Origin of the sequence: Corynebacterium simulans (assembly GCF_001586215.1) — a bacterium.
GTDB lineage: Bacteria > Actinomycetota > Actinomycetes > Mycobacteriales > Mycobacteriaceae > Corynebacterium > Corynebacterium simulans.
In genome coordinates, this window is record NZ_CP014634.1 from 1274404 (window position 1) to 1296805 (window position 22402).

The window sequence follows — 22402 nt, forward strand, 5'->3', positions numbered from 1 at the left end:
TAGCGTTCTTCATTTCACTACCTGTGCTAAGCGTGTTTTTCCCCTTCGCTTCTCTTTTTCACAGGTATAGCAACCGAAAGAGCGATGCCTAGCAAGGCTATGGGAATCCCAAGATTGGTAAGCTTATTTTCCCAATATAGGCCCGCTACGCACAACAAAACCCCTGCAATGAGAACGACAAGGGTAAAAGCTTTAAGCAATTTCATTTCCGCATCGTCCTTACAATTTTCGTCGTCAACTGAGCTTAAGAATCGCCCTTTAGACTAACAATTCTTTTCCCACCAATGAGTCCTGTTTCTAAATCGGGTACTTTCGTATACTCTTCTCGGATTTTGTGGTTTGACCAGAACATGAAGGTGAAAATGGACGTGTTCCATGAAAGCATCCACATCACAGTCTATTGTCGGACGTAAATGCCCTGAGGACCGATACAAGACACTAGACCAGCAGCCCTACCCGCCTGCAAAAGGCGGCAACACGTCAACACGCGTCGCACCCGTGAGGGAGGCGGCGCGTTCGGCGTTTTTGCCATCCACCAGGAAGGTGCAGCGGTCTAGCACCTCGCCCAAGTTCATGCCGGCCTCGGTGGTGCCACTGTGCTCTGCGGCCACGGTGTCCAGCAGCTCGCCTAGCGTTGCAGGAGCTGCAATCTGTTCGTGGCTTACACCTGCCGCTGCGCGGGCGGCGGCGAAATAGTGAATTTCAACCATGTCTGCCACTATGCCAGTTTTTGCATTGAAAGTGCCGTTAAAATTGAAGAGGTTAACCAGGAACATAAGGAGAGGCACGCCAGCATGCGCAGTTACGAAGAACACCTAGCAGCTATCCGTGGGGCACTACCTGCGCCGACGGTGGTGACGCGCTCACTGCTGGAGGTCGATGGCTTGATCCTCGCGCGCACCATCGCCGCGGCTTATGACATGCCGCGCTTTAATAACTCGCAGATGGACGGCTACGCCATCACCACGACGGAAGGCGGCACCTTCACCGTCGGCCAGACGGTGGCTGCCGGTGCTGTGCCCAGCGCTGCACAGGATGGCATCGCGGCCCCAATCATGACCGGCGCCAAGGTGCCAGAGAACACCGTGACCATCGTCCCAGTGGAGCAATGCGAGCCACCGCAGTTCCCGCGCGAAGGGGAAAAAGTCACCATTCCGGCGGCTCCGGCGGGCCAGTTCATCCGCGAGGCCGGATCCGACATCGCGGCTGGCAAGGTGCTGGTGGAGGAAGGCACGCGGCTGACCCCAGCCATCATCGGCACGCTGGCCTCCCAAGGCATCACTGAAGTCGAGGTCTATGCCCCGGCACGCATCGTGGTCGCCACGGGTGGCGCAGAGATCGGCGGCCAAGGTGCGGCCAGCATCCCCGATGCGAATGCGCCGATGATTGCTGCTCTCTGCCGCGAGTACGGCATTGAGGTCGTTGCTTTCGTACGCACCAACGATGACCCAGGAATCCTGCGCTCCGATCTGGACGGCGTGGTCCGCGTTTACCAGCCCGACGCCATCGTCACCTCCGGCGGCGTATCCCACGGCAAGTTCGAGGTCGTGCGCCAGGTCTTCGAAGAAGACGGCTGGTTCGGCCACGTAGCACAGCAGCCCGGCGGCCCGCAGGGACTGTCCAAGCTGGGCAGCGTCCCGGTTATCTGCCTGCCCGGCAACCCCGTTTCAACGCTGGTCAGCTTCCGTATCTACGTAGGACCCGCGCTGGGTCGCGCCAAAACAGCCCACACCGCGCAGGTCACCGTTCCGGTCACCGGCTTGGAAAGTCGTGACCAGTTCCGTCGCGGCATCATCGACTATGAAAACGGTATCGCCACGGCCGAGCTCTTTGCTGGCACTGGTTCGCACCTGATTTCGCAGGCCATGAGTGCCAACGCCCTCATCCGCATCCCGGCCGGCGCACAGCTGCAGCCGGGCGATGTCGTTGAGGTTATCCCGTTCTAATGGCGCGACGTGCAGTAGTAGTGGTTGCCTCCACCCGCGCGGCAGCGGGCATCTACGAAGATCGTTCCGGGCCCATCGCGGTGGATTTTCTGCGGCGGATGGGCTTTGATACTCCGGATGCGCTCGTGGTACCCGATGCCGAAATCGCCGAGGCCCTCGATAAGGTCTTCGCCGCCCAGCCCAGCGTCATTTTAACTTCCGGAGGCACGGGCATTTCGCCTGACGACGCCACGGTGGAGGCCGTCTCCGCGCATCTGGCACGGGAGCTGCCGGGGATAGCGCATGCTTTTTACGCGGCGTCGGCAAGCGTGCCCACTGCCGCGCTCTCGCGTACCGTCGCCGGCGTCAACGCACACACCTTCGCCATGGCGCTGCCCGGTTCCACGGGCGGGGTGAAGGATGGTTGTAAGGTTTTGGAGCCTTTGCTACCGCACATCGTCGATCAATTGGAAGGAAGGCATGAGCACTGATCCCGCCTTTGTTAGCGCCGATACCGGAAAGGTAATCGGGGCGATGATGACGAGCTCGCCCATTGAAAAGCCTGATATTTCCACCCCGGCGATGGGTGCCGTGGTCACCTTCGACGGCATCGTGCGCAACCATGATGGCGGGCGCGGCGGCGTGGAGCTTTTGCGCTATACCGCGCACCCCACTGCCGAATCCGAGATCTCCCGCGTGGCGCAAGAAGTCATCGCCGCGCATCCGAATACCCGCCTGTGGTGCGCACACCGCACCGGTGATCTGCGCGTGGGCGAGGCAGCATTCGTGGTGATCGCTGCCGCGGCCCACCGCGGGGATGCTTTCGCGGCTGCGGAAGAGTGCGCCGACCGCGTGAAGGCGGAGGTGCCGATTTGGAAAGAGCAGCGTTACGCGGATGGTTTTAGCAACTGGGTGGGCTTGGAATGAGTAATCGCTACGCACGCCAGGAGGCCCTGTGGGGTACAGAGGGCCAGGCCAAGCTAACTAATGCAACGGTGGCGGTCATCGGTGCCGGCGGGCTTGGCTCGCCTGCCCTGCTTTACCTCGCGGGCGCAGGTGTGGGGCGCATCCTGCTTTTCGACGACGACGTGGTCTCCCTATCCAATCTGCAACGCCAAGTCATCCACGGCATGGACGATATTGGTGGGCCGAAGACTGCGTCGGCCGCGGAGACGATCCATCAACTCAATCCGGAGGTACAGGTACTGCAGTACCCGCGCCTCAGCTCCGCCACGGCGCTTGCGCACTTGGCTGAAGCCGACGTCCTCTTAGACGGCACCGATAATTTTGAAGCCCGCTACCTGTGCTCTTGGGCGTGCCACGAGCTGGGTATTCCGCACGTGTGGGCGTCGATTTTAGGATTCGATGCGCAGCTTTCCGTCTTCTGGTCTGGGCACGGTCCGGTCTACGAGGACGTCTTTCCCACGGCACCTGCCCCTGGCTCGGTGCCTTCGTGCTCCCAAGCCGGCGTGCTGGGCCCCGTGGTGGGCACGGTGGGCTCCGCCATGGCGTTGGAGGCCCTTAAGTACCTCACGGGTATGGGCACGCTGCTTACTGGGAAGATTGGTTACTTCGATGCGCTGACCTGCACCTGGGAGTACATTCCGGTGGTTGCCAGCGGCGCAACGCCCACGCAGCCTGCCGACGCCCCCGAAATACGCACCATCCCCTCCGGCTACCGCATCATCGATGTGCGCACCGAGGAAGAACGCGCGGAGCATTCCATCCCCGGCTCCGAGCACTTCCTCCTGGACCGCATCCTGGCGGGTGAGAATCCCCGGCTCGGCCACGACGAACCCGCCGTCATCCACTGCGCCGGCGGCATCCGCTCCGCCCAAGCCGTAGCCGCACTACGCGAGCGCGGCTACACGCAGGTCTACTCCCTGCGCGGCGGCATCAATGCCTGGCTGGAGCAGAATACCGCGTAGGCGCCCCATATTAAGGAAACTGAAAGCAGCCCACGGTTCATGTACCTCTGTGTGTATTTAGCGTGCCTGAATCACCAGGTTTCTGGCCGCTATTTACATATATCGGTACATGAAACCACGCATGGCGGTGCGAAGGGATCTTGAAGGAAACAAAAATCTCGAGACACCATCCAAAGGAACGATGTCTCGAGACTTCACACGGCGGAGACGGCGGGATTTGAACCCGCGGTGGTTTGACCCACGCTGGTTTTCAAGACCAGTGCATTCGGCCGCTCTGCCACGTCTCCTTGTCTTGCGACCCACTAAGCCTACTAAACCTAGCGATGCAGATCATATTCGGCCTCGGAGTTTTCGTTAAGCTGGGTGGGCATGAAAGCTATCGTGCAGACCGACCCTAAAGATCCCGGCGCGCTGGAGCTAGGCGTCGTCGAAAAGCCGCTGCTCCACCCCGGAGAAGTTCTAGTAAAGGTCCATGCTGCGGGTGTGAACCGCGCTGACCTCTTGCAAGCGCGCGGACACTATCCGCCACCAGCAGGCGCTTCCGAGACCATCGGCCTGGAGGTGGCCGGTGAAATCGTGGATGCAAATGGCACCGAGTGGAAAGAAGGCACCCAGGTTGGCGCGCTGCTTGCCGGCGGTGGTTACGCCGAATATGTCGCGGTACCAGCGGGCCAGCTGCTGTCCATTCCGAAGGGCTTTTCGCTTACCGATACCGCCTCAGTCATCGAGGTGGCCTGCACCGTATGGTCCAACCTCGCCATGGAAGCGAACCTGCACGCTGGGCAAACCATTCTCATTCATGGTGGTGCGGGCGGCATCGGCTTGTTCGCCATCCAGGTGGCCAAGGCGCTGGGCGCTACTGTTGCGGTGACGGCCGGCTCCGCGGAGAAGCTGGAGACCTGCAAGCACTATGGCGCAGACATCCTTATTAATTACAAGGAACAAGACTTCGCAGAAGAGTTGAAGAACCAATGCGACGTCATCTTGGACATCATCGGCGCGAAGTACCTCAAACAGAACCTGAAGGCGCTGGCTACCGACGGCCACATGGTCACCATCGGCTTGCAAGGCGGCACGAAGGAAGAGCTCAACATGGGCATCGTCCTAGCAAAGCGCCTCACCTTGCAGGGCACGACGCTGCGCTCCCGCAGCATTGAGGACAAAGCCGCAATCGTGGCAGACACCGTCGCCAACGTGTGGCCATGGCTGGAAGATGGCACGGTAAAGCACCATCTCCACGGCACTTACCCGCTGGCCGAGGCCGCCGCTGCGCACGAAGCACTAAACTCCGGCGCCGTCACCGGCAAGTTGGTGCTGACGGTGTCTTAAACGTCTTGGGTCTAAGCTACTGGCTTAGGCCAAAGACGCCACCACGCGCGTGAGGTGTTCAATATCGTGGCGGGTGTTGAACGGGCCCAAGGCCACGGTAACGGCGCCGCCGATTTCGTCGGCGCCCATCTCCGTAAGAAGCGGAGTGCGCAGCGCCAACGTCGTGACCAGGCCGTTATCGATGAGGCGGCGGTGCACCGTCTCTGCCGGTACGTTCTGCACCGCGAAGGTAAGCCGCGGCAGGCGATCCTTTGAAGCGCCGGCGGCAGCCTCACCCGTCACGCCCAAGATGTGGACGGCCGGCAAGGTCTCCAAGTAGGCGTACATGTCATTGGTCAGATCGCCCAAGTACTCATTCAGCGCCTCCATCGACTTATGCACGCGCACGCGGCGCGAACCAGCCTCACCGCCAGCCAACGCTGCTAAGTGATCAACTAGAGGGCCAACGCCACCGGCCAGGCCGGTAGATACTGGGGTCTCTAGTTTTTCCGCAGAATTAGAAGCCTTCACCGGGCTATGCGCATCGACGCGGCGGAACATCGCTTCATCACGGAATACCAGGGCCGCTAACTGCGGGCCGCCGAGCATTCCGATATCAATGCCGATGATGTCCGCGCCGAGTTCATCAAAGTCCAGGGGGCGATAAGGCGCGAGCGCGGAGACGTCGACAAGCGTCCACGCGCGCGAGCGCGAACGAATTTTCTCAATGATCTCAGCCGTGGGTGTTACTGTGCCCAAAAGCTCATGCGCTGCGGAGAAGGAGACCAGGCGCGTCGAGCCGTCGACAAGCTCAGCGTACTGGAAAGCCGGCAGCTCACCCGTGCCCAGATCCGGCTGTGCCCAACGCACTTCCGCATCAAGCTCCGACAACGCGGAGTACAGCGCCGGCGGATCCAACTTGGACAGAACCACCGAAGAATTATGACGCAACATCGGGCGCAGGCTGCGCGCCAAGGTCTGGTACAAAGCTGGCAGCGAAGGGCCTAAGACCACGCGGCTGGCCTTCGAGCCCACGAGATCCGCAATCGCCATGCGCGCGGCGTCGTAATGCGCAGAGCCCTCCAACCGGCCCGGCGCGCTATTCGCGGAATGCGCTCCCGTGGCATCTTCCTGCGGGGCTACTGCTGGGGACATACGGAACGAGCGAGCTACGCCGGCCGCTACTCGTTCAGAGATCTGCGGCGCAGCATTCGCGTTGAGGTAGGTCCACCCGTCCGATAGGCCAGTGTAAAGACCTCGCACACTGGCGACGTCATACCGTGCTGGCAAGCCTAATGGCATGTATAAAACCTTCCTCTACGCCTTTCATTGGTACCCAAACGCAACGTTTGTAGGGGCCGCTGTGGGGCAGTCGACTCCCTACTCTATACGGCTTTGGGTTTGGTTTCCTAAAAAGGAATTTTTGCAGGTTACAGCCATTCCCCCAGTACAGACGGCGTGTAGATACCCGTTTGTCCAGCACGCGCGCTAGGGTGTTTTGACGTGCAAGATAACAACCAACTGCGCGCCGACATCGCCCGCATGACCTCCACCCCGGAGGAAAGCGCGGTACCGGCCTCCCAGTCCATGACCATGAAGTCGGCTTTTGCCGATCTTATCCAAGGCGCCAAACAGCGCGAATTGTGGTTCATGCTGGGCATTCAGGACATCAAGCAACGCTACCGCCGCTCGGTTCTAGGACCTTTCTGGATCACCATCGCCACCGGTGTGATGGCAGCAGCACTGGGCCTTTTGTACTCCATGCTCTTCCAGATCCCAGTCGCGGAGTTCCTGCCTCACGTCACCGTGGGCCTTATCATGTGGAACTTCATCTCGGGCGCAATCAAGGAAGGCTCCACCGTCTTCATTGACAACGAGGGCCTCATCAAACAGCTCCCGGCTCCCCTATCGGTGCACGTCTACCGCCTGGTGTGGCGCCAAACGCTATTCTTGGGCCACAACCTCATCATCTGGCTGCTGCTCATCCTTATCTTCCCGCGTCACCTGGGTTGGGAGTTCTTCCTCTTCATCCCGGCACTTGGCCTCCTACTGGTCAACGGCGTGTGGGTAGCAATGTTCTTCGGCATCGTGGCAACCCGCTATCGCGACATTGCGCCACTGCTCGAGGCACTCACGCAGCTGCTGTTCTACGTCACGCCGATTGTCTGGATGACCAACACTTTGAAGGAGCAAGGCGGTGCCGTGGGCAACCGCGCTCGCATCGCAGAGATCAACCCGCTGTATCACTACATGGAGATCGTGCGTGCCCCCATGATCGGTGAGCCCGTCGCGGGCTACCACTGGCTTATCGTCATCGCGTGTACCGTCGTGGGCCTCCTCGTCGCCGGCCTAGCCATGCGCCAATGGCGTTTCCGCGTGAGCTACTGGGTATAGCGCAAGCTGCACGAAAGGATCTTCAACAATGGTTTCTATCGATACTTATAACGCTTGCGTGGACTTTCCCATCTTTGATGCCAAGTCCCGCTCCTTAAAGAAGGCCGTACTTTCCTCAGCCGGCGGTGCGATTGGCCAAAACTCCGACAAAACCGTCGTGGTTGAGGCCCTCAAAGACATCAACCTTCACCTCCGTGAAGGTGACCGCGTAGGTCTCGTGGGCCACAACGGCGCCGGCAAGTCCACGCTGCTGCGTCTGCTTTCTGGCATCTACGAGCCCACGCGCGGCACTGCCGACGTTCGCGGCCGCGTCGCCCCCGTCTTCGACTTGGGCGTGGGCATGGACCCAGAGGTCTCCGGCTACGACAACATCATCATCCGCGGCCTATTCTTGGGCCAGACCATCAAGCAGATGAAAAACAAAATGGATGAGATCGCCGAGTTCTCTGAACTGGGTGACTACCTCGCCATGCCGCTGCGCACCTACTCCACCGGTATGCGCGTACGCTTGGCGCTCGGCGTGGTTACCTCCATCGAACCGGAAATCCTGCTGCTCGATGAGGGCATCGGCGCAGTCGACGCCGCCTTCATGGCCAAGGCCCGCGTGCGCCTGCAGGAGCTGGTTAAGCGCTCCGGCATCCTCGTTTTTGCTTCCCACTCCAATGACTTCCTGGCCCAGCTGTGCAACACCGCGCTGTGGATTGACCACGGCACCGTCCGCTCTGCCGGCGAGGTCTCTGAGGTCGTGGGTCAATACGAAGGCCCCGAGGTAGGCGAATACGTCAAGGACTTGCGCCGCCGCTTCGACAACGAAGACGACTAAGCCCCAAGCATCTTCTTTAACTCACCGGTTACGCCTTCTACTTCGATGGTGTAGCCGGTGTCGTCGTATAGCCACTGGCATCAATCCGCACAGCAAACGGCGGCCACATCTGTTCTAACTCCATGTCCAAAGCCTATACGCGGCGCCACGGGTGGCAGAATAGAGCCCATGACTGCCACCTTGAACGCCGCCGGTTCGACGGCCGCCGTAATCGTCACCCACCAGCGCGTGGAACTGCTTCGCGCCTCATTGGAGCAGGTAGCGCACCAGACCCACCCTGTGCAGTGGATCATCGTGGTGGACAATGGGGCCGAGACCGCAGTCGAGGAATTGGTCAATGAGATTGCCGGCGACCGCGCCGTCTACGTTCCTTCCCAGACAAACCTGGGCGGCGCGGGTGGCTTCGCCCTTGGCTTCCTCACGGCTCTTTCGTTGGGCGCCGACGCCGTGTGGTGCGCCGATGACGATGGCCGCCCCGCCGATAAAAACGTGCTCGCAGAGCTCTACCGCGTGGCAGAAGCCAACGGCTTGCACGAGGTCTCCCCTGCCGTGTGCAACATCAACGAGCCAGCCCGCCTGGCCTTCCCGCTGCGCCAGGGCCTCGTGTGGCGCCGCTACATGAGCGAGCTCGAGGGAGACTTCCTGCCAGGTATTGCGTCGCTTTTCAACGGCGCACTGATTTCGGCGGAAGCCATGCAGATAATCGGTGTACCGGATTATCGCCTCTTTATCCGTGGCGACGAGGTGGAATACCACCGCCGCCTAGCAGGCTCGGGCCTCAAGTTCGGCACCGCGCTGACCACCAGCTACCTACACCCGGATGGTTCCGACGAGTTCAAGCCGATTCTTGGCGGCAAGATGCACACCCAGTACCCAGACGGCGAGTTCAAGAGGTTCTTTACTTACCGCAACCGCGGCTATCTACTCTGGCAGCGCGGCATGCGCAAGCTCCTGCCCCAAGAATTCGCGCGCTTTGGCTGGTTCTTCCTCGTCCAAAAACGCGATCCACAAGGCTTTGTAGAGTGGCTTCGCCTGCATAACCAGGGCCGCAAGGAAGACTTCCGCCGGCCCTAACTAATCCTCCACCACGAAGGATTTCCGGGTGCGGCGGAAGATTACCCAGCGCTGCACGAAGAAGTTGATGGTGGTGGCCGTGCCCTGCGCAAGAACATACGCCGCGACCAGCGCCAACGTGGATGACCAAGCCAGGTCCTCGTCAAAGAAGTTAAAAGCCCGGCGGTAGATCACCATGTTGACCAAATAAGTCAGGGCGTACGTCGCCGCCACTGCCACAAGGCGGCGTTTGGAGGCTTTGGCGTTGAACGTCCAACGGCGATTGAGCAAGTACGCCACGAGCGTGCCAAAGATAAAGCCAACGGTGCGGGCGCCATCTTTATCAAGCAGCCCCAAGCCCAGCTGCAGAAGCCACGTTAGGCCAGCATCAACGATCGCAGAGATTACGCCCGTAACAACAAACTTGGTTCCCTGCGCCTGCAGGGAATTCGAGCGTGAGAGTTTCTCTGCGCTAGTCACCATTAATCTCCCTTAAAGATGAAGATGCGCTGAATGGCAAAGTTGGTTACCGTAGCCACACCCTGCGCGATGACAAACGCGATGGTGTCTTTGACTGCTCCCTCAAAGCCCATAGAAATCAGCGGCTCGTTGAGCACCCAGTACAGGAAGTTCTGTACCGCAAAGGTCGAGGCATACAACGCCGCCACGGCACCCGCAGTGCGGCCGGAGACCTGCGCGCCGAAAGTCCAACGCGCATTGGCAACGTACGCTGCGATGGTGCCAAAGACCCAACCGATTGCCTTTGCCGCAGAACGGTGCAGGCCAAAATGGGTCAGCAACAAAGTAAGTCCGTAGTCAATTGCCGCTGTGAACACACCCACGAATACGAAACGGAAAAGCTGCGTCGCCAGCGAGGTGCGGCGCACCTCGACGTCGCGGGGCGCCGCGTCAGAAGGATTTTTATCAGTCACGGCTAAAAAGCCTACCTGCGCAGTAGGGCACGGTAAATGTCAAGACGATCCACCGGCGCTAGTGCCTCATCCCCATAGGCGCCCACGCTTGCAAGCACAGAAAGCGAAGCGCTACACAACTCGCGTATTTCCTCACCCGTTAAGAGCTTGCCTTCATCAGAGACCCAACCCAAGGCATCCATCGTGGACTCTGCCACGGAATTGCTAAGCTCCCGCCCGCCCATGCAGGTCAGCGCTAAGACCATGGACCAAAACGAATCCTGGCCTTCTGCGGTAACTTCCCGCGGCAAAGAATCTAAGACCGAAGAAGGCGCGTTTGAATCGCTGCGCTCTAGATCGAGTGCCTGCAGCAGCGGCACGAAATCGAAAAGCTTGCTGCGCTGGATGAGCGCGCGCACCGGCGGGGCCACGATGTTGAGTACTTCATCGATGGTCTCCTGACCAGTTAATTGCGCATTGATGGCGGTAAGATCGAAAGGTTGCGTGAAGGCGCCCGATCCGCCTACACACAATGATTCAGGGGTACCAGAATCGCGCGGGTAAATGTCAACCGCAACCAGGCTAAAGTCCCACAACCCCCAGGCATAGTCCAGCTGCACGCCCTCACGCCACAAAAACTCGGAGACTTGATGCTTGGGATCGATGCGGGCCCCGCGGGCTTCATGGTGTTCAAAGAAGTGCCACGGCGAATCTTCATCGGGGAGCCCGAAGCAGACTTCGAGCACGTGGTGGAGTTGCTCAAAGGTAAGGGCGTCAGAAAACCCGATTTGGCGGTGGACTTCGACGTCCGCGCTCACGTTGGAAACCTGGCAGATGACGGTGAGAGGCTCGCGGCGCAGGGTCACGACAGAGTTGTCACGCTTGGCGCGTGCCGTACTCAAATCTGTGACCCCGAGGCTCATGAGCCCCACCATACGCAAAGTTGCGGGTCAAAGTTGTCGAGGCAAGCGCGTGAAGCTATGCCGCGCGCTTGGCGATGTCGCGTGCTTCCAGCTCGCTCACCACAAAAAGCAGGCCCGCGCCGATGGCCCCCAGAGTGGTCCATGGCTTCTGCACACCGCGCTTGCGCAGGGGCTTGACCATGGCCTGCGCAACCTTGACGTTGATGAAACCACCGGCGATGAGCACCAGTACTACGGCAACAAATGCTGCCCAGGCCTTCACGTCCATCTCTTGTTCTTGTGCCTGCACCGGCTGCTGTTCTTCCTGCTCGCGCTGTGCATTGGTCACCGCAACCAGCGCGCCGAAGCCCAGAAACGAGCCGATATAAGCGGCGACGAGTGCCTTCTTGTTCTTGATCCAATCTGGATAGGAGGTCATAAGGCCCAAAGCCAGCGATTGCGTTATGCGGCCAGCCAGGGTGTCATCGAGTGCGTAGCGGTCGACGCGCTCGGTTTCTTGTGCGGAGTCTTGCTCAGTCATGGGGATTACTTTATGCGGCACTAAGCTAAAGCGCATGTACTCCTCCAAGAAAGAGCACCTCACCCCTGCCCAGCGCGCAGCCCAAGACGAACGCGCTGAAGACGACAAGTACAACGGCCACTTCCTGGCCACCGAGCACACCAATCTCCCGCTCGATGGATTTATGACGCGCCTTATGGCTGAGGAGCTGCCCATCCTCGATTCCACTTCGCGCCGTCGGGTCTATGAGATTCTGCGTTCCTACAAGGGCCCGGAGATTACCTCCCAGGAGCAGCTCCCAGCAGAGATCCGCGAGCTCATGGATCTGTATTAGATCTGGATTAGGACGCCAAATCAACACATTCGGGCCCTGCCGATGCCCGAACATGTTCCAAATATCACTAACGTCACGCACGTCACGTGTCCGTGTTGGTGAGTAGGCTAGGAACGACATATCACGTCGAGTAAAGAGTAAAAGATGGAACTACATACCACCGAAAAGTCCCTGCACGGCTGGGGCCGCACCGCGCCGACGACTGCCCACGTACTGTCCACCGAAGACGTCGAGGTCATCAAGAAGGCCGTCGCCCAGGTTGCAGAAGATAACTCCGACAAACCAGCACACCTGCGCCGCGGCGTCATCGCCCGCGGCATGGGCCGTTCCTACGGTGACCCTGCCCAAAACGGCGGCGGCCTGGTCATCGACATGCAGCCGCTGAACAAGATCCACTCCATCGATCCGGAAACCGCAATCGTCGACGTAGACGGTGGCGTAACCCTGGATCAGCTGATGAAGGCCGCCCTACCATATGGCCTATGGGTCCCGGTTCTGCCAGGCACCCGCCAGGTCACCATCGGCGGCGCAATCGGCCCGGATATCCACGGCAAGAACCACCACTCTGCTGGTTCCTTTGGCAACCACGTCACCTCCATGGAGCTGCTCGTGGCAGACGGCCGCGTACTCCACTTGGAACCTAACGGTTCCAAGGATGATCCAGACGGAGAGCTCTTCTGGGCCACCGTCGGCGGCATGGGCCTGACCGGCATCATCCTGCGCGCGCAGATCCGCATGACCAAGACCGAGACCGCCTACTTCATCGCGGACACTGACCGCACCGAGAACCTGGATGAGACCGTAGCCTTCCACTCGGATGGCTCCGAGCACAACTACACCTACTCCTCTGCTTGGTTCGACGTCATCTCCCCAGAGCCAAAGCTCGGCCGCTCCACCATCTCCCGCGGCAGCCTGGCCACCCTGGCGCAGCTCGAAGAGCTCGCACCAAAGCTGGCGAAGGATCCGCTGAAGTTCAACGCTCCACAGCTGATGACGGTGCCGGATATCTTCCCGAACTTCACCATGAACAAGCTCTCCCTGATGGCCATCGGCGAGGCTTACTACCTCATGGGCGCACCGGCTCGTAACAAGATCAAGAACCTGACGCAGTTCTACCAACCGCTGGATCTCATCGGCGAGTGGAACCGCGGCTACGGTTCCAACGGCTTCCTGCAGTACCAGTTCGTGGTACCGACCGAGGCAGTTGAGCCTTTCAAGGAGATCATCCGTGACATGCAAAAGTCCGGCCACTACTCCGCACTGAACGTGTTCAAGCTCTTCGGCCCAGGCAACAAGGCTCCGCTGTCCTACCCAATGCCGGGTTGGAACGTTTGCGTGGACTTCCCAATCAAGCCGGGTCTCGGTGCTTTCCTCGATGATCTGGACAAGCGCGTCATGGAATTCGGCGGCCGCCTCTACCTGGCCAAGGAGTCCCGCACCTCTGCGGAGAACTTCCACAAGATGTACCCGGGCATGGAGGGCTGGCTTGCCACCCGCAACGCCATCGACCCAACCGGCGTCTTCGCATCCGACATGTCCCGCCGCCTCGAGCTGCGCTAAACGTCCGCACCGAACACAACGCAGAAGATCTTTTAAGGAATAACCCACATGCTCAATGCAGTAGGCCAAGCACAACACATCCTTCTCCTTGGCGGCACCTCCGAAATCGGCCTCGGCATCGTCGAGGAATTCTTGAAGCGTGGCCCGGCCAAGGTCACCCTCGCTGCCCGCGCACAGTCCCCGCGCATCGCCGATGCCACCGCCGCTTTGACCTCCCGCGGTGCTGACGTCGAGGTCATCGACTTTGACGCAACTGACTTCGAGGCCCACCCGGACGTCGTCAAGCAGGCATGGAACCGCGGCGACGTCGACGTTGCCATCGTCGCCTTCGGTACCCTGGGTGACCAGGAAGAACTCTGGCAGGACCAGGCCAAGGCCGTCGCTTCCGCACAGACCAACTTCACCGCCCCGGTCTCCCTGGGCGTGCTGTTGGGCCAGAAGTTCAAGGAGCAGGGCCACGGCACCATCGTCGCCATGTCCTCCGTAGCGGGTATGCGCGTGCGCCGCTCCAACTTTGTCTACGGCGCTTCCAAGGCCGGCGTGGATGGCTTCTTCATCAACCTGGGTGAGGCACTGCGCGGCTCCGGCGCCAACGTCCTCGTGGTTCGTCCTGGCCAGGTGCGCACCAAGATGTCCGCGAACGCTGGCGAGGCACCGCTGACCGTCAACGTTGACGATGTTGCCAAGGCCACCGTCAAGGCAATCTTGAACGGCACGCAGTCCATCTACGTACACCCACTGTTCGAGTACGTCTCCTTGGCCTTCAAGTTCATCCCACAATCCATCTTCCGAAAGCTGCCTTTCTAATTCCAGCAATCATCCCGAATGTGGGAAACTAGTGTGCATGACTAGCCCAGCAACCATGCACTCCATGCACACTGAACACACCCGTGCCACGGATTACAACGCCGACGAGCTTTCAACTAAGTCGGCTCTGCTGGGCATAGCGGCGGCTGCCCTTGGCGGGGCGGTCGTCGCTCTCCTCGGTTTTTATGTCTTCAAGACGGTCTCCCTGCCGGCTTTTAGTACCTCCATGGTCACCCGTGCGCTGTGCACGGTCGGCATTGTTTTGACCCTCTTGCTGGTCGGCGTGCTCTGCGTGAAGTGGATTTATGACACCCACCGTCCTGCTTTCACGCGGCCTAAGTGGCGCACGTGGCTGACCTACGCGGCGTGCTATCTCTCGCCTGCCTTGCTAGTGCTTTCTGCCATCGGTCTGCCGCTTTCCGCCTCCAAGCTGTGGCTGGACGGTGTGCAGGTGGACCAGGTCTTCCGCACCCAGTTCCTGACCCGCACCACGGATCAGATGGGCTACGCCGACATGAACTACGAGGGCCTTCCCACCTTCTACCCCATGGGCTGGTTCTGGCTCGGCGGCCGCGTGGCCAACCTTTTGCACATGCCTGGTTGGGAGGTCTTCCAGCCGTGGGCGCTGATTTCCATCTCGATGTGTGGCTGCCTGCTCGTTCCGCTCTGGCAGCGCTTGGTGGGCTCGCTTCCAGTTGCCACCGCAATCGCGCTCGTGACCACCGCCGTCACGCTCACAGTCAACGCTGAGGAGCCTTATTCCGCGGTCATCGCCATGGGCGTTCCGGCAGTAGCCGTGCTGGCTGCCCGTGCCTTCAACGGCTCCTGGCTTTCTACCTTGGGCATGGCCCTGTACCTGGGTTTCTCCGCCTGTTTCTACACCTTGTTCACCGGCGCCATCGCACTGACCGTGGTCTCGTTGGTTGCTATCGTCACCGCAATCTACGAGCGCTCCCTGCGCCCCCTCGTACACCTGGTGGTCATCGGCGTCGGCTCGCTGGCCATCGCCGCCATTGCCTGGACGCCTTATCTGCTCGCCACCCTCCGCGCAGAGGCGCCACTGGAGTCCGCCGCTCAGCATTACCTGCCGGAGGAAGGAACCCAAATTCCGGTGCCTTTCCTCTCCTTCAGCATCATCGGCGCGCTCTGCCTCATCGGCCTTATCTACATGGCCATGCGCCTGGAAGACGCCGCAGTACGCGCCCTTGTCATCGCCACCTTGGGTACCTACCTCTGGGTCGTGATGTCCATGGTGGTCACCCTGGCCGGCTCCACCCTGCTGGGCTTCCGCTTGGAGAGCATCATCGTGCTGCTTTTCGCCACCGCCGGCGTTCTTTGTCTGGCAGAAATCCGCCTGCTGGGCATTCCCACGTTGTACCCGGCGCGCTTTAGTGAGACCACCAACAAGCGCATCACCGCGGTGTTCGCCGTCTTCTTGGTATTCGGCGGAATCTACTACGCGCAGCACATCCCGGAAGCCAACGAGGATGCCCTCGACCACGCTTATACCGATACCGACGGCAACGGCGAGCGCGCCGACCGCTTTGCCAGCGATTCCTCTCAGGACTACCTGAAGATCCGTGAGTTCATCGACTCCCACGGCTACGCGCCGAATGCGACCACGGTCATGACGGACGAGAAGCTGTTTATGGCTTATCACCCATACTGGGGTTTCAACGCCTTTACCAGCCACTACGCCAACCCGCTGGGTGAGTTCAGCGCCCGCAACGCGCAGATCGAAGCCTGGGGCAAGGACTCCTGGGAGCAAACGCCAGCCGAGTTCCAGAAGGCGCTCGATTCCGCGAAGTGGAATGGTCCCGATGTTGTCATCTTCCGCGGCAGCCTCGAAGAGCCGGGCGATGGCTTCAAGATCCACCTGGCTGAGGATATCTACCCCAACCAGCCCAACGTGCGTTACCGTGCGGTCTTCTTCAACCCAGATGTCTTCGAGGAAGGCTGGGATACCAAGCAGGTTGGCCCATTCGTGGTGGCGGTGCGTTCTCACTAACTCTAGGGGCCGTGCCGTAAACTGATCGCCGTGTCAGTTAGCCTTCCTAGTACCGAAAATACCCGCTTAGCCATAGCGGACGCCCCGCGTTCGCTGCGGCTAACCGCCATTATTGCCGGCCTGATTGGCTTCATTTGTTTTGTAGCGACCCCGCTACTTCCGGTGAACCAAACTCAGTCCTCTTTTGATTGGCCGCAGAATAACTCGCTGCAGTCCATAAACGCCCCGCTGATTTCGGTGGCGCCGGAGGACATCAAGGCCGAGATCCCACTGAGCGCCGCAGACCAGCTCCATAATGATCAGGACCTGCTCTACGGCACCATCCCGCCGGAATCCACCAAGGCCTCCAACCGCGGCATGTTCGTCCGCGTGAGCGACCAAGGCCTGTCCGTCGTCTCCTTGGACGAGGTGCTGCTTGCCCTTACCCCCAAGGAAGTAGCCGCACTGCCTGACGACGCCGTGCTCAAGATCGACTCCTCCGGCTCCGGCACCACGGTCAGCGTGGATAAGCATTCCGAAACCACGAAGGACGACGTTCGTCCGCAGGTCACCGGCGTCTACACCGAGCTAGAAGATAAGGATGCCGCACAGCTTGTCGACGAAGGGCTAAACGTCCACGTCGATATCAACTCGCGCTTTACCTCCTCGCCTTCTTTGCTAAAGAAGATTGCGATGTGGCTGGGCGTGGCCATGACCATCCTGAGCCTTTTCTGCCTGTGGCGCATTGACCGTCTAGACGGGCACAAGCTGGGCTTTATGCCTGCCACCTGGAAGCAGATCCGCCCGCTCGACGGCGTGGTTGCTGCCGTCCTCGTCTTCTGGCATATCTTCGGCGCAAATACCTCGGATGACGGCTTCATCCTGACGATGAGCCGCGTTTCCGGTCACGCCTCCTATATGGCGAACTACTACCGCTGGTACGGCGTTCCCGAGGCCCCGTTCGGCTCCCCGTATTACGACCTCGTGGCATTCCTGTCCGAGATTTCCAGCACTTCCGTGTTCGTGCGCCTGCCCGCCCTGCTTTCCGCATTCATCGTCTGGTTCATCCTCTCGCGCGAAATCTTGCCGCGCTTTGGTGACTTGGTGAATAAGCGCCGCGTGGCGCACTGGACCGCCGCCTTCATGTTCTTGGCATTCTGGCTGCCATATAACAACGGCACCCGCCCAGAGCCGATCGTGGCTCTCGGTGTCATGGTGACCTGGGCTTCCTTCGAGCGCTCTATTGCCACCCGCCGCCTACTGCCAGCAGCCGTGGGCACCATCGCCGCAACCTTGACGCTGGGCGCTGGCCCTACCGGACTCTTCGCCGTCGGCGTGTTCTTGGTATCACTGCCGAAGCTATTTGCCTTCATGGCCGAGCGCGCCCCGCACGTGGGCTGGCTCGCCATGATTGCGCCTTTCCTCGCTTCCGGCACCGCCATCATGGTCGCAGCCTTTGGTGATCAGACGCTGGCTTCGGTCATGGAGTCCACCCGCGTGCGCTCTGAGGTCGGCCCTTCGCTGCCGTGGTACTCGGAGTACGTGCGCTACACCACGCTCTTCCAGCAGTCCGTGGACGGCTCGATGACCCGCCGCTTCGCCATGTTCACCATGATCTTCTGCTTGGCGCTAATCATCTATGCCTTCATCAAGGATCGCCGCGTCGTCGGCGCAGCAGTCGGCCCAACCCAGCGCCTGCTGCTCATCGTTGGGCTTAGCACCTTCTTCTTGATGTTCACCCCAACCAAGTGGACCCACCACTTCGGTATCTACGCCGGCGTCGCGGGCGTGATTGCGGCATTGGGCGCGGTTGTCCTCTCCCAGATCGCAATGCGCTCGCCACGCGCGCGCACCTTCGCCCTCGCATCGGTCATCTTCCTGCTGGCTATCTCCATGGCTGGCTGGAATGCCTGGTGGTACGTCTCCTCCTTCGGCATCCCGTGGTGGGATCGCACGGTTCAGCTCAAGGCCATTGAGGCCAACACCGTGCTGCTGTTTATTGGCTTGGTGGTCCTTGCCGTCGGCGTCGTCCAGGCGATGTTCCACAGTTACCGCAAGGCCCAAGCAGAAGAGGAAGGCCGCCTCGAGGAGTTCAAGGTACAGGCCGCCGCCAAAGTCTCGCGCTGGGCAGGCATTATGTCCGCGCCGCTTGCTTTGGCCTGCGCGCTGATTGTGGCCTTCTCGTGTGCATCCTTCGCTAAGGCTTATGCTTCGCAGCAGGATTCCTACTCCGTGGGCAAGGGCAACTTGGCCTCGCTGAAGGGCAACCAGTGCTCGCTTGCCGACGCCACGATGGTAGAGACCAACACCAACGACTCCTTCCTCAGCCCGGTTGAAGGCGAGCTCAAGGATTCGCTGGAGGACCCAAGCGAAGATTCCTTCGGCTTTGGCCCCGATAACATTCCGGAATCCATCGAGCCGGAGAACCTGAACTCGGCGTCGGTTGGCGCAATTGCGAATACCTCAACCGAAAAGGCAGAAAATGCTGACTCTGCCGATGCCGCGCAGTCGGAGGAAAACAGCGAAAAGTCCGCCAATGAGCAAAGCGGCGGCGTGCGTGGGACCAAGGGCGTAAACGGCTCGACCCGTCACTTGCCTTTCAACCTGGATTACAACAAGGTACCGGTGTTGGGCTCCTACGATGAAAAGCAGCGTTCTACCTCTACCGTGACGACCCAGTGGTACAACTTGCCTGAGGCCAAGGAAAACGCCCCGATTTTGGCTGTTTCTGCGGCGGGCAACATCTACCACCACGATGTCAATGGCATCGAGCAGGACGGCATGGAGCTCAAGCTGGAGTACGCCACCTACAAGGACGGCAAGGCCACCAACAAGGGCGAAGCAGAGCTTTCCGACGTCGGCGCTACCCCGAAGTGGCGTAACCTGCGCATCCCGCTGGACAAGCTGCCGTCTGAGGCCAACGTGGTCCGCCTGGTGGCCGTGGATGATTCCACTGACGAGGACGAATGGCTCGCCTTCACTCCGCCGCGCGTGCCGGAGCTGGCGACCATCAACTCACAGTTCGATTCGCAGACCCCGGCGTTGCTGGACTGGTCTGTGGCTCTGCAGTTCCCATGCCAGCGCACTTTCGACCACTATGCGGGCGTGACGGAGATTCCGGAATACCGCATCCTGCCGGATGCTGCGGCGCAGACGTCCTTGACTGACTTCCAGTCCTTCTCGGGCGGTGGCGCGATGGCCACGGCTGAGGCAGTCAACTACTCCTACGAGATTCCGAGCTACCTCAACAATGATTGGGCTCGCGACTGGGGCGCAATCGAAAAGTACGAGCTGCGCACCAACTCCAAGGGCGAGGCACCTGCCGAGGCGAACATCGATCATGAGATCGTTTCGCGCTCCGGACTCTGGAAGGAATCCGAGATGAAGATTCGCCCGGAGGGCTCTGAGGAGAAATAACGCTGGGTGGCATAGCACCCAGCGTGTAATAGCACCCAGCGAGAAATAGGACCCAGCGAGAAATAGGACCCAGCGAGTACGAGAGAGGGAGGACCAGGTGGTCCTCCCTCTCCTTACTTTATGGCAATCGTTCTAGACAGGTTGCTTAATGCTTTCCCCTTCTTGGGTTTCGCGTGGCTCGGTCTGTTTCGCCTTCTTAACGCGCTGCACTACCCAATCCACGAGGAAGAACAGCACCAGGGATGCGCCGAAGAGCGGAGCGATGATGGAATACAACACCGCGCCCACGACCAGCGCTGACGAGAGCTTCAGGTGCTGGAGCGCGCGCTTCGGGCGACTAAACCACATCCACAGGCCCATGACGCTGACCGCCAACAGGCCTAGCGCGAGAAGCGCGAGCGCAACCTGGTTGTAGATTCCGAACAAGGTGCCCATGTGCAGCTGGATGAGCCATGGGACCACCTTGGCCATGAGCGGCCAGTCCTTAAAGTCCACGCGGTCCACCACTTCGCCAGTGTGCGGGTCGACAGCGATAGCATCGTAGCTCAGCTTGTAGTCTTGGCGTGCCTCCGTGACGGTCCACGCTGGCGTCTCCGCGGAAGGCGGCGTCATGTCGAGGATGCCGGTCAACCCGGCCGAACGCGCGGCCGCCAACGCGTCTGCGCCGCCCATCACGTCCATGTCTCCCGTCATGTCCATATGGTGATGATGCTCGGCATGCGGGTCCGCGGCAGCAGTTGCTGCGGGCTTGGGCTGCATCCAGTCCATCTTCTCGCGCAGGGTAGAGATGTTTTCACCAGCAACCAAGGACCAGGTCAGGCCAGTGATAGTGAGGAACACGAAGCCAGGCAGCAGCCACGCGCCGATCTTGGAGTGCAAGGTGAGCATCTTGCCCGCCTTCCGACGCCGCTTGAACCACAGGTAGATGCCCATGATCGCCAGTGCGCCCAGCCATGAAGCGGCGAGCTCGGAGTAGATGCGGCCGGCGTCGCCAAGCCAGAGGCGGCGGTGCCCCTCGGAGAGCCAGCTGCGCAACGGCAACGCGCGGGAGGAACCATACTGCACGAGGTCACCCTTGATTTCGAGCGTGACGGGATCCACGAACACTGCGTGGGCGTAGCTGGAGGATTTCAGTGCGTCATCCGCGAAGAGCACGCGGGTGTTCTTCTCGCTGTCATCGAATGCCTGCACCTTGCTTACTGCGAGATCCGGATAGACCTTCTGGGCTGCTGCGATCTGCTCGTCGAGGCTGTGTGCTTCACCGCTTCCTGACGCCGCGATCTCATTCTTGTACACCACCGACTCGATGCTGGGGGCCAAGGCGTAGAAGAACCCGCTCAGCGCTGCAACGATGAGGAACGGTGCTATGAGGACACCGGCTGTCTTGTGTAAGCGCGACATTGCACCATGATTGGAAATACTCATGGGTGAATAGTCGCGCCGTTACTAGCAATAGTTCCCGATAAAGTTTTCTTGTGATCCTTTCGAATCGCGGGAACTTTTGTCGGCAGTGGTCAGGTTGCCCTCAATTCGGTTTGGTTTCCCTGGTTGGGTCCCCCTCTAATGGTCCCTTTACGAGTAGCGAAGCCGTACGGGATGCCCCATTGGGTAGCTTTACCCCCCAAGGGGAACCAACCAATGGGACCAAACCGATAAACGCTAAAACCAGGCGGCTTAGACGGAGCGCAGGAAGTCCGCGGTGTCCATGATGCGCTGGCGGGCCACTGCCGGAGTTGAGATGCGGTGGGTCGAGACGTAGTCGGCGGTTTCGGCGCCAGGGATGGTGACTCGCTCGGCGATTTCGTCTTGCACCGCAGTCTGGACGAGTGTGCGCGGGTACTCGTTTGGCAGCTCGTAGCCGGCGCGGATCTCCTCGGGGAGATTGGAAAGCGCGGCGAAGTCGGGGAAAGTAAGGATGAGTGCATCGGCGGGCGCGAGTGCAGCCAAGGCGCCGCCCGAGGAGTAGCCCCACACGGTCACGGAAGCCGCACCTTGTTCGCGGGCATAAGCGATGGCCTTGTTGACGGATTCCACCATGTCAGCCACGCTGTGTTCAGGTGCTAGCGGGTAGTCCACGTCGATGATGGTGGTGCCGGACAACTGTGCTGCGGCGGCAACTTCGGGGCGCCACTGCATCTCTAACGCGGTTCCATCACCGCGCCACCAGCCGCCGGAGTGGAGGGAGACTGCCCACTTGCCATTCGGCGCAGTGGGCTCGAAGATGGCGCCGACCTCAGTGTCACGCTGCGTGATTCCATCAGTGAACTTGGTACCCGGCAGCGCGTGGTCAACCGCAGTGCCCAAGACCATCATGGAAGCCTGCGTGATGCGATCCGGTAAAAGCGCGCAGTAGCGGTCAGCATCCGGCGAGCCGCCGCCAGCCCACGGCGGACGGAAATCCGGCAGTGGGTAGTGGACCTGCATGTAGGTGTAGAGCTGTTCCAGCTGCTCCTCCTCGCTCAACTGGCGGTCTTGGCCGCCAATCTGCCACTGCTCAATCGAAGTCATGCATTCGAGGTTACCGCTACTATGG

General features: G+C 60.3%; 22 protein-coding genes and 1 tRNA gene. 13 read left to right on the forward strand and 10 right to left on the reverse strand.

From position 1 onward, the window contains the following. Positions 1–26: 26 nt before the first annotated feature. Together WM42_RS05975 and WM42_RS05980 are read right to left on the reverse strand one after the other, a co-directional pair. Positions 27–206, reverse strand: a complete 180-nt coding sequence (locus WM42_RS05975) for a hypothetical protein (protein WP_062036262.1) — start codon at positions 204–206, stop codon at positions 27–29. A 246-nt stretch (positions 207–452) separates the two neighbouring features. Continuing rightward, positions 453–710 carry a MoaD/ThiS family protein gene (locus WM42_RS05980; RefSeq protein WP_062039224.1) on the reverse strand — a complete coding sequence of 86 codons (258 nt, stop codon included), beginning with the start codon at positions 708–710 and terminating at the stop codon, positions 453–455. A gap of 84 nt (positions 711–794) precedes the next feature. Between WM42_RS05980 and WM42_RS05985 the strand changes: the two genes are divergently transcribed. Genes WM42_RS05985 through WM42_RS06000 form a run of 4 tightly spaced genes read left to right on the forward strand, consistent with a single transcriptional unit; the run spans position 795 to position 3853 of the window. Continuing rightward, the gene (locus WM42_RS05985) at positions 795–1946 is read left to right on the forward strand and encodes a molybdopterin molybdotransferase MoeA (protein ID WP_062036264.1); all 1152 of its coding nucleotides are present in this window, start codon (positions 795–797) and stop codon (positions 1944–1946) included. Then, positions 1946–2416: a MogA/MoaB family molybdenum cofactor biosynthesis protein gene (locus tag WM42_RS05990; RefSeq protein WP_062036266.1), complete on the forward strand. Its 471-nt coding sequence runs from the start codon at positions 1946–1948 to the stop codon at positions 2414–2416. Before WM42_RS05985 ends, WM42_RS05990 begins: the two co-directional genes overlap by 1 nt. Beyond that, positions 2406–2852, forward strand: coding sequence for a molybdenum cofactor biosynthesis protein MoaE (locus WM42_RS05995; RefSeq protein ID WP_062036268.1), 447 nt, complete (start codon positions 2406–2408; stop codon positions 2850–2852). The genes WM42_RS05990 and WM42_RS05995 overlap by 11 nt, the downstream gene beginning before the upstream one ends. Beyond that, positions 2849–3853 carry a ThiF family adenylyltransferase gene (locus WM42_RS06000; RefSeq protein ID WP_062036270.1) on the forward strand — a complete coding sequence of 335 codons (1005 nt, stop codon included), beginning with the start codon at positions 2849–2851 and terminating at the stop codon, positions 3851–3853. Before WM42_RS05995 ends, WM42_RS06000 begins: the two co-directional genes overlap by 4 nt. 202 nt (positions 3854–4055) lie before the next feature. Here WM42_RS06000 and WM42_RS06005 read toward each other — a convergent pair. Beyond that, positions 4056–4140 (reverse strand) — tRNA-Ser (locus WM42_RS06005). 82 nt (positions 4141–4222) lie between these two features. Between WM42_RS06005 and WM42_RS06010 the strand changes: the two genes are divergently transcribed. Continuing rightward, on the forward strand, positions 4223–5182 hold the full coding sequence (locus tag WM42_RS06010; RefSeq protein WP_062036272.1) for an NAD(P)H-quinone oxidoreductase: 960 nt from the start codon (positions 4223–4225) through the stop codon (positions 5180–5182). 24 nt (positions 5183–5206) lie between these two features. Here WM42_RS06010 and WM42_RS06015 read toward each other — a convergent pair whose 3' ends face one another. Beyond that, positions 5207–6463 (reverse strand): aminotransferase class V-fold PLP-dependent enzyme, encoded by a 1257-nt coding sequence (locus tag WM42_RS06015; protein ID WP_062036274.1) that lies wholly within the window; start codon positions 6461–6463, stop codon positions 5207–5209. A gap of 240 nt (positions 6464–6703) precedes the next feature. On the opposite strand from WM42_RS06015, the gene wzm reads away from it, so the two are divergent. The 3 genes from wzm (at position 6704) to glfT1 (ending at position 9452) form a co-directional block, all read left to right on the forward strand. Further along, positions 6704–7555: a galactan export ABC transporter permease subunit Wzm/RfbD gene (gene wzm / locus WM42_RS06020; RefSeq protein WP_062039227.1), complete on the forward strand. Its 852-nt coding sequence runs from the start codon at positions 6704–6706 to the stop codon at positions 7553–7555. A 28-nt stretch (positions 7556–7583) separates the two neighbouring features. Then, the gene (wzt, locus tag WM42_RS06025) at positions 7584–8378 is read left to right on the forward strand and encodes a galactan export ABC transporter ATP-binding subunit Wzt/RfbE (protein WP_061920004.1); all 795 of its coding nucleotides are present in this window, start codon (positions 7584–7586) and stop codon (positions 8376–8378) included. A 168-nt stretch (positions 8379–8546) separates the two neighbouring features. Beyond that, a complete protein-coding gene (gene glfT1 / locus WM42_RS06030; protein WP_062036276.1) occupies positions 8547–9452 on the forward strand; it encodes a galactofuranosyltransferase GlfT1 in 906 nt (301 codons plus the stop codon). Here glfT1 and WM42_RS06035 read toward each other — a convergent pair whose 3' ends face one another. From WM42_RS06035 to WM42_RS06050, 4 genes are all read right to left on the reverse strand, one after another. After that, positions 9453–9914 carry a GtrA family protein gene (locus WM42_RS06035; protein ID WP_062036278.1) on the reverse strand — a complete coding sequence of 154 codons (462 nt, stop codon included), beginning with the start codon at positions 9912–9914 and terminating at the stop codon, positions 9453–9455. Further along, the gene (locus tag WM42_RS06040; RefSeq protein WP_061920154.1) at positions 9914–10303 is read right to left on the reverse strand and encodes a GtrA family protein; all 390 of its coding nucleotides are present in this window, start codon (positions 10301–10303) and stop codon (positions 9914–9916) included. The genes WM42_RS06035 and WM42_RS06040 overlap by 1 nt, the downstream gene beginning before the upstream one ends. A gap of 71 nt (positions 10304–10374) precedes the next feature. After that, a complete protein-coding gene (locus tag WM42_RS06045; RefSeq protein WP_062036280.1) occupies positions 10375–11265 on the reverse strand; it encodes a plasmid pRiA4b ORF-3 family protein in 891 nt (296 codons plus the stop codon). A 55-nt stretch (positions 11266–11320) separates the two neighbouring features. After that, positions 11321–11785, reverse strand: a complete 465-nt coding sequence (locus tag WM42_RS06050; protein WP_062036282.1) for a hypothetical protein — start codon at positions 11783–11785, stop codon at positions 11321–11323. Positions 11786–11819: 34 nt separating this feature from the next. Between WM42_RS06050 and WM42_RS06055 the strand changes: the two genes are divergently transcribed. The 5 genes from WM42_RS06055 (at position 11820) to WM42_RS06075 (ending at position 19869) form a co-directional block, all read left to right on the forward strand. Continuing rightward, positions 11820–12098 (forward strand): hypothetical protein, encoded by a 279-nt coding sequence (locus WM42_RS06055; RefSeq protein WP_061919993.1) that lies wholly within the window; start codon positions 11820–11822, stop codon positions 12096–12098. A 144-nt stretch (positions 12099–12242) separates the two neighbouring features. Next, positions 12243–13658, forward strand: coding sequence for a decaprenylphosphoryl-beta-D-ribose oxidase (dprE1, locus tag WM42_RS06060; RefSeq protein WP_061919991.1), 1416 nt, complete (start codon positions 12243–12245; stop codon positions 13656–13658). A gap of 48 nt (positions 13659–13706) precedes the next feature. Further along, complete coding sequence (gene dprE2 / locus WM42_RS06065; RefSeq protein ID WP_062036284.1) at positions 13707–14465, forward strand: decaprenylphospho-beta-D-erythro-pentofuranosid-2-ulose 2-reductase; 759 nt, start codon at positions 13707–13709, stop codon at positions 14463–14465. A gap of 37 nt (positions 14466–14502) precedes the next feature. After that, on the forward strand, positions 14503–16473 hold the full coding sequence (locus WM42_RS06070; protein ID WP_062036286.1) for a galactan 5-O-arabinofuranosyltransferase: 1971 nt from the start codon (positions 14503–14505) through the stop codon (positions 16471–16473). A 30-nt stretch (positions 16474–16503) separates the two neighbouring features. After that, positions 16504–19869 (forward strand): arabinosyltransferase domain-containing protein, encoded by a 3366-nt coding sequence (locus WM42_RS06075; RefSeq protein WP_201057427.1) that lies wholly within the window; start codon positions 16504–16506, stop codon positions 19867–19869. Between the two features lie 132 nt (positions 19870–20001). On the opposite strand, the gene WM42_RS06080 is transcribed toward WM42_RS06075, so the two are convergent. Next, positions 20002–21294 (reverse strand): PepSY-associated TM helix domain-containing protein, encoded by a 1293-nt coding sequence (locus WM42_RS06080; protein WP_235591331.1) that lies wholly within the window; start codon positions 21292–21294, stop codon positions 20002–20004. Positions 21295–21543: 249 nt separating this feature from the next. Further along, positions 21544–22377: an alpha/beta hydrolase gene (locus tag WM42_RS06085; protein WP_062036291.1), complete on the reverse strand. Its 834-nt coding sequence runs from the start codon at positions 22375–22377 to the stop codon at positions 21544–21546. Positions 22378–22402: the final 25 nt, after the last annotated feature.

Excerpts from the sequence above, each read along its gene's own strand:
- glfT1 (WP_062036276.1), top strand. The coding sequence starts at position 8,547 with ATGACTGCCACCTTGAACGCCGCCGGTTCGACGGCCGCCGTAATCGTC.
- WM42_RS06055 (WP_061919993.1), top strand. The coding sequence starts at position 11,820 with ATGTACTCCTCCAAGAAAGAGCACCTCACCCCTGCCCAGCGCGCAGCC.
- WM42_RS05985 (WP_062036264.1), top strand. The coding sequence starts at position 795 with ATGCGCAGTTACGAAGAACACCTAGCAGCTATCCGTGGGGCACTACCT.
- wzm (WP_062039227.1), top strand. The coding sequence starts at position 6,704 with ATGACCTCCACCCCGGAGGAAAGCGCGGTACCGGCCTCCCAGTCCATG.
- wzt (WP_061920004.1), top strand. The coding sequence starts at position 7,584 with ATGGTTTCTATCGATACTTATAACGCTTGCGTGGACTTTCCCATCTTT.
- WM42_RS06035 (WP_062036278.1), bottom strand. The coding sequence starts at position 9,914 with ATGGTGACTAGCGCAGAGAAACTCTCACGCTCGAATTCCCTGCAGGCG.
- WM42_RS05995 (WP_062036268.1), top strand. The coding sequence starts at position 2,406 with ATGAGCACTGATCCCGCCTTTGTTAGCGCCGATACCGGAAAGGTAATC.
- dprE2 (WP_062036284.1), top strand. The coding sequence starts at position 13,707 with ATGCTCAATGCAGTAGGCCAAGCACAACACATCCTTCTCCTTGGCGGC.
- WM42_RS05975 (WP_062036262.1), bottom strand. The coding sequence starts at position 206 with ATGAAATTGCTTAAAGCTTTTACCCTTGTCGTTCTCATTGCAGGGGTT.
- WM42_RS05980 (WP_062039224.1), bottom strand. The coding sequence starts at position 710 with ATGGTTGAAATTCACTATTTCGCCGCCGCCCGCGCAGCGGCAGGTGTA.
- WM42_RS06050 (WP_062036282.1), bottom strand. The coding sequence starts at position 11,785 with ATGACTGAGCAAGACTCCGCACAAGAAACCGAGCGCGTCGACCGCTAC.
- WM42_RS06010 (WP_062036272.1), top strand. The coding sequence starts at position 4,223 with ATGAAAGCTATCGTGCAGACCGACCCTAAAGATCCCGGCGCGCTGGAG.
- WM42_RS06045 (WP_062036280.1), bottom strand. The coding sequence starts at position 11,265 with ATGAGCCTCGGGGTCACAGATTTGAGTACGGCACGCGCCAAGCGTGAC.
- WM42_RS06085 (WP_062036291.1), bottom strand. The coding sequence starts at position 22,377 with ATGACTTCGATTGAGCAGTGGCAGATTGGCGGCCAAGACCGCCAGTTG.
- WM42_RS06080 (WP_235591331.1), bottom strand. The coding sequence starts at position 21,294 with ATGAGTATTTCCAATCATGGTGCAATGTCGCGCTTACACAAGACAGCC.
- WM42_RS06070 (WP_062036286.1), top strand. The coding sequence starts at position 14,503 with ATGACTAGCCCAGCAACCATGCACTCCATGCACACTGAACACACCCGT.
- WM42_RS05990 (WP_062036266.1), top strand. The coding sequence starts at position 1,946 with ATGGCGCGACGTGCAGTAGTAGTGGTTGCCTCCACCCGCGCGGCAGCG.
- WM42_RS06000 (WP_062036270.1), top strand. The coding sequence starts at position 2,849 with ATGAGTAATCGCTACGCACGCCAGGAGGCCCTGTGGGGTACAGAGGGC.
- WM42_RS06015 (WP_062036274.1), bottom strand. The coding sequence starts at position 6,463 with ATGCCATTAGGCTTGCCAGCACGGTATGACGTCGCCAGTGTGCGAGGT.
- dprE1 (WP_061919991.1), top strand. The coding sequence starts at position 12,243 with ATGGAACTACATACCACCGAAAAGTCCCTGCACGGCTGGGGCCGCACC.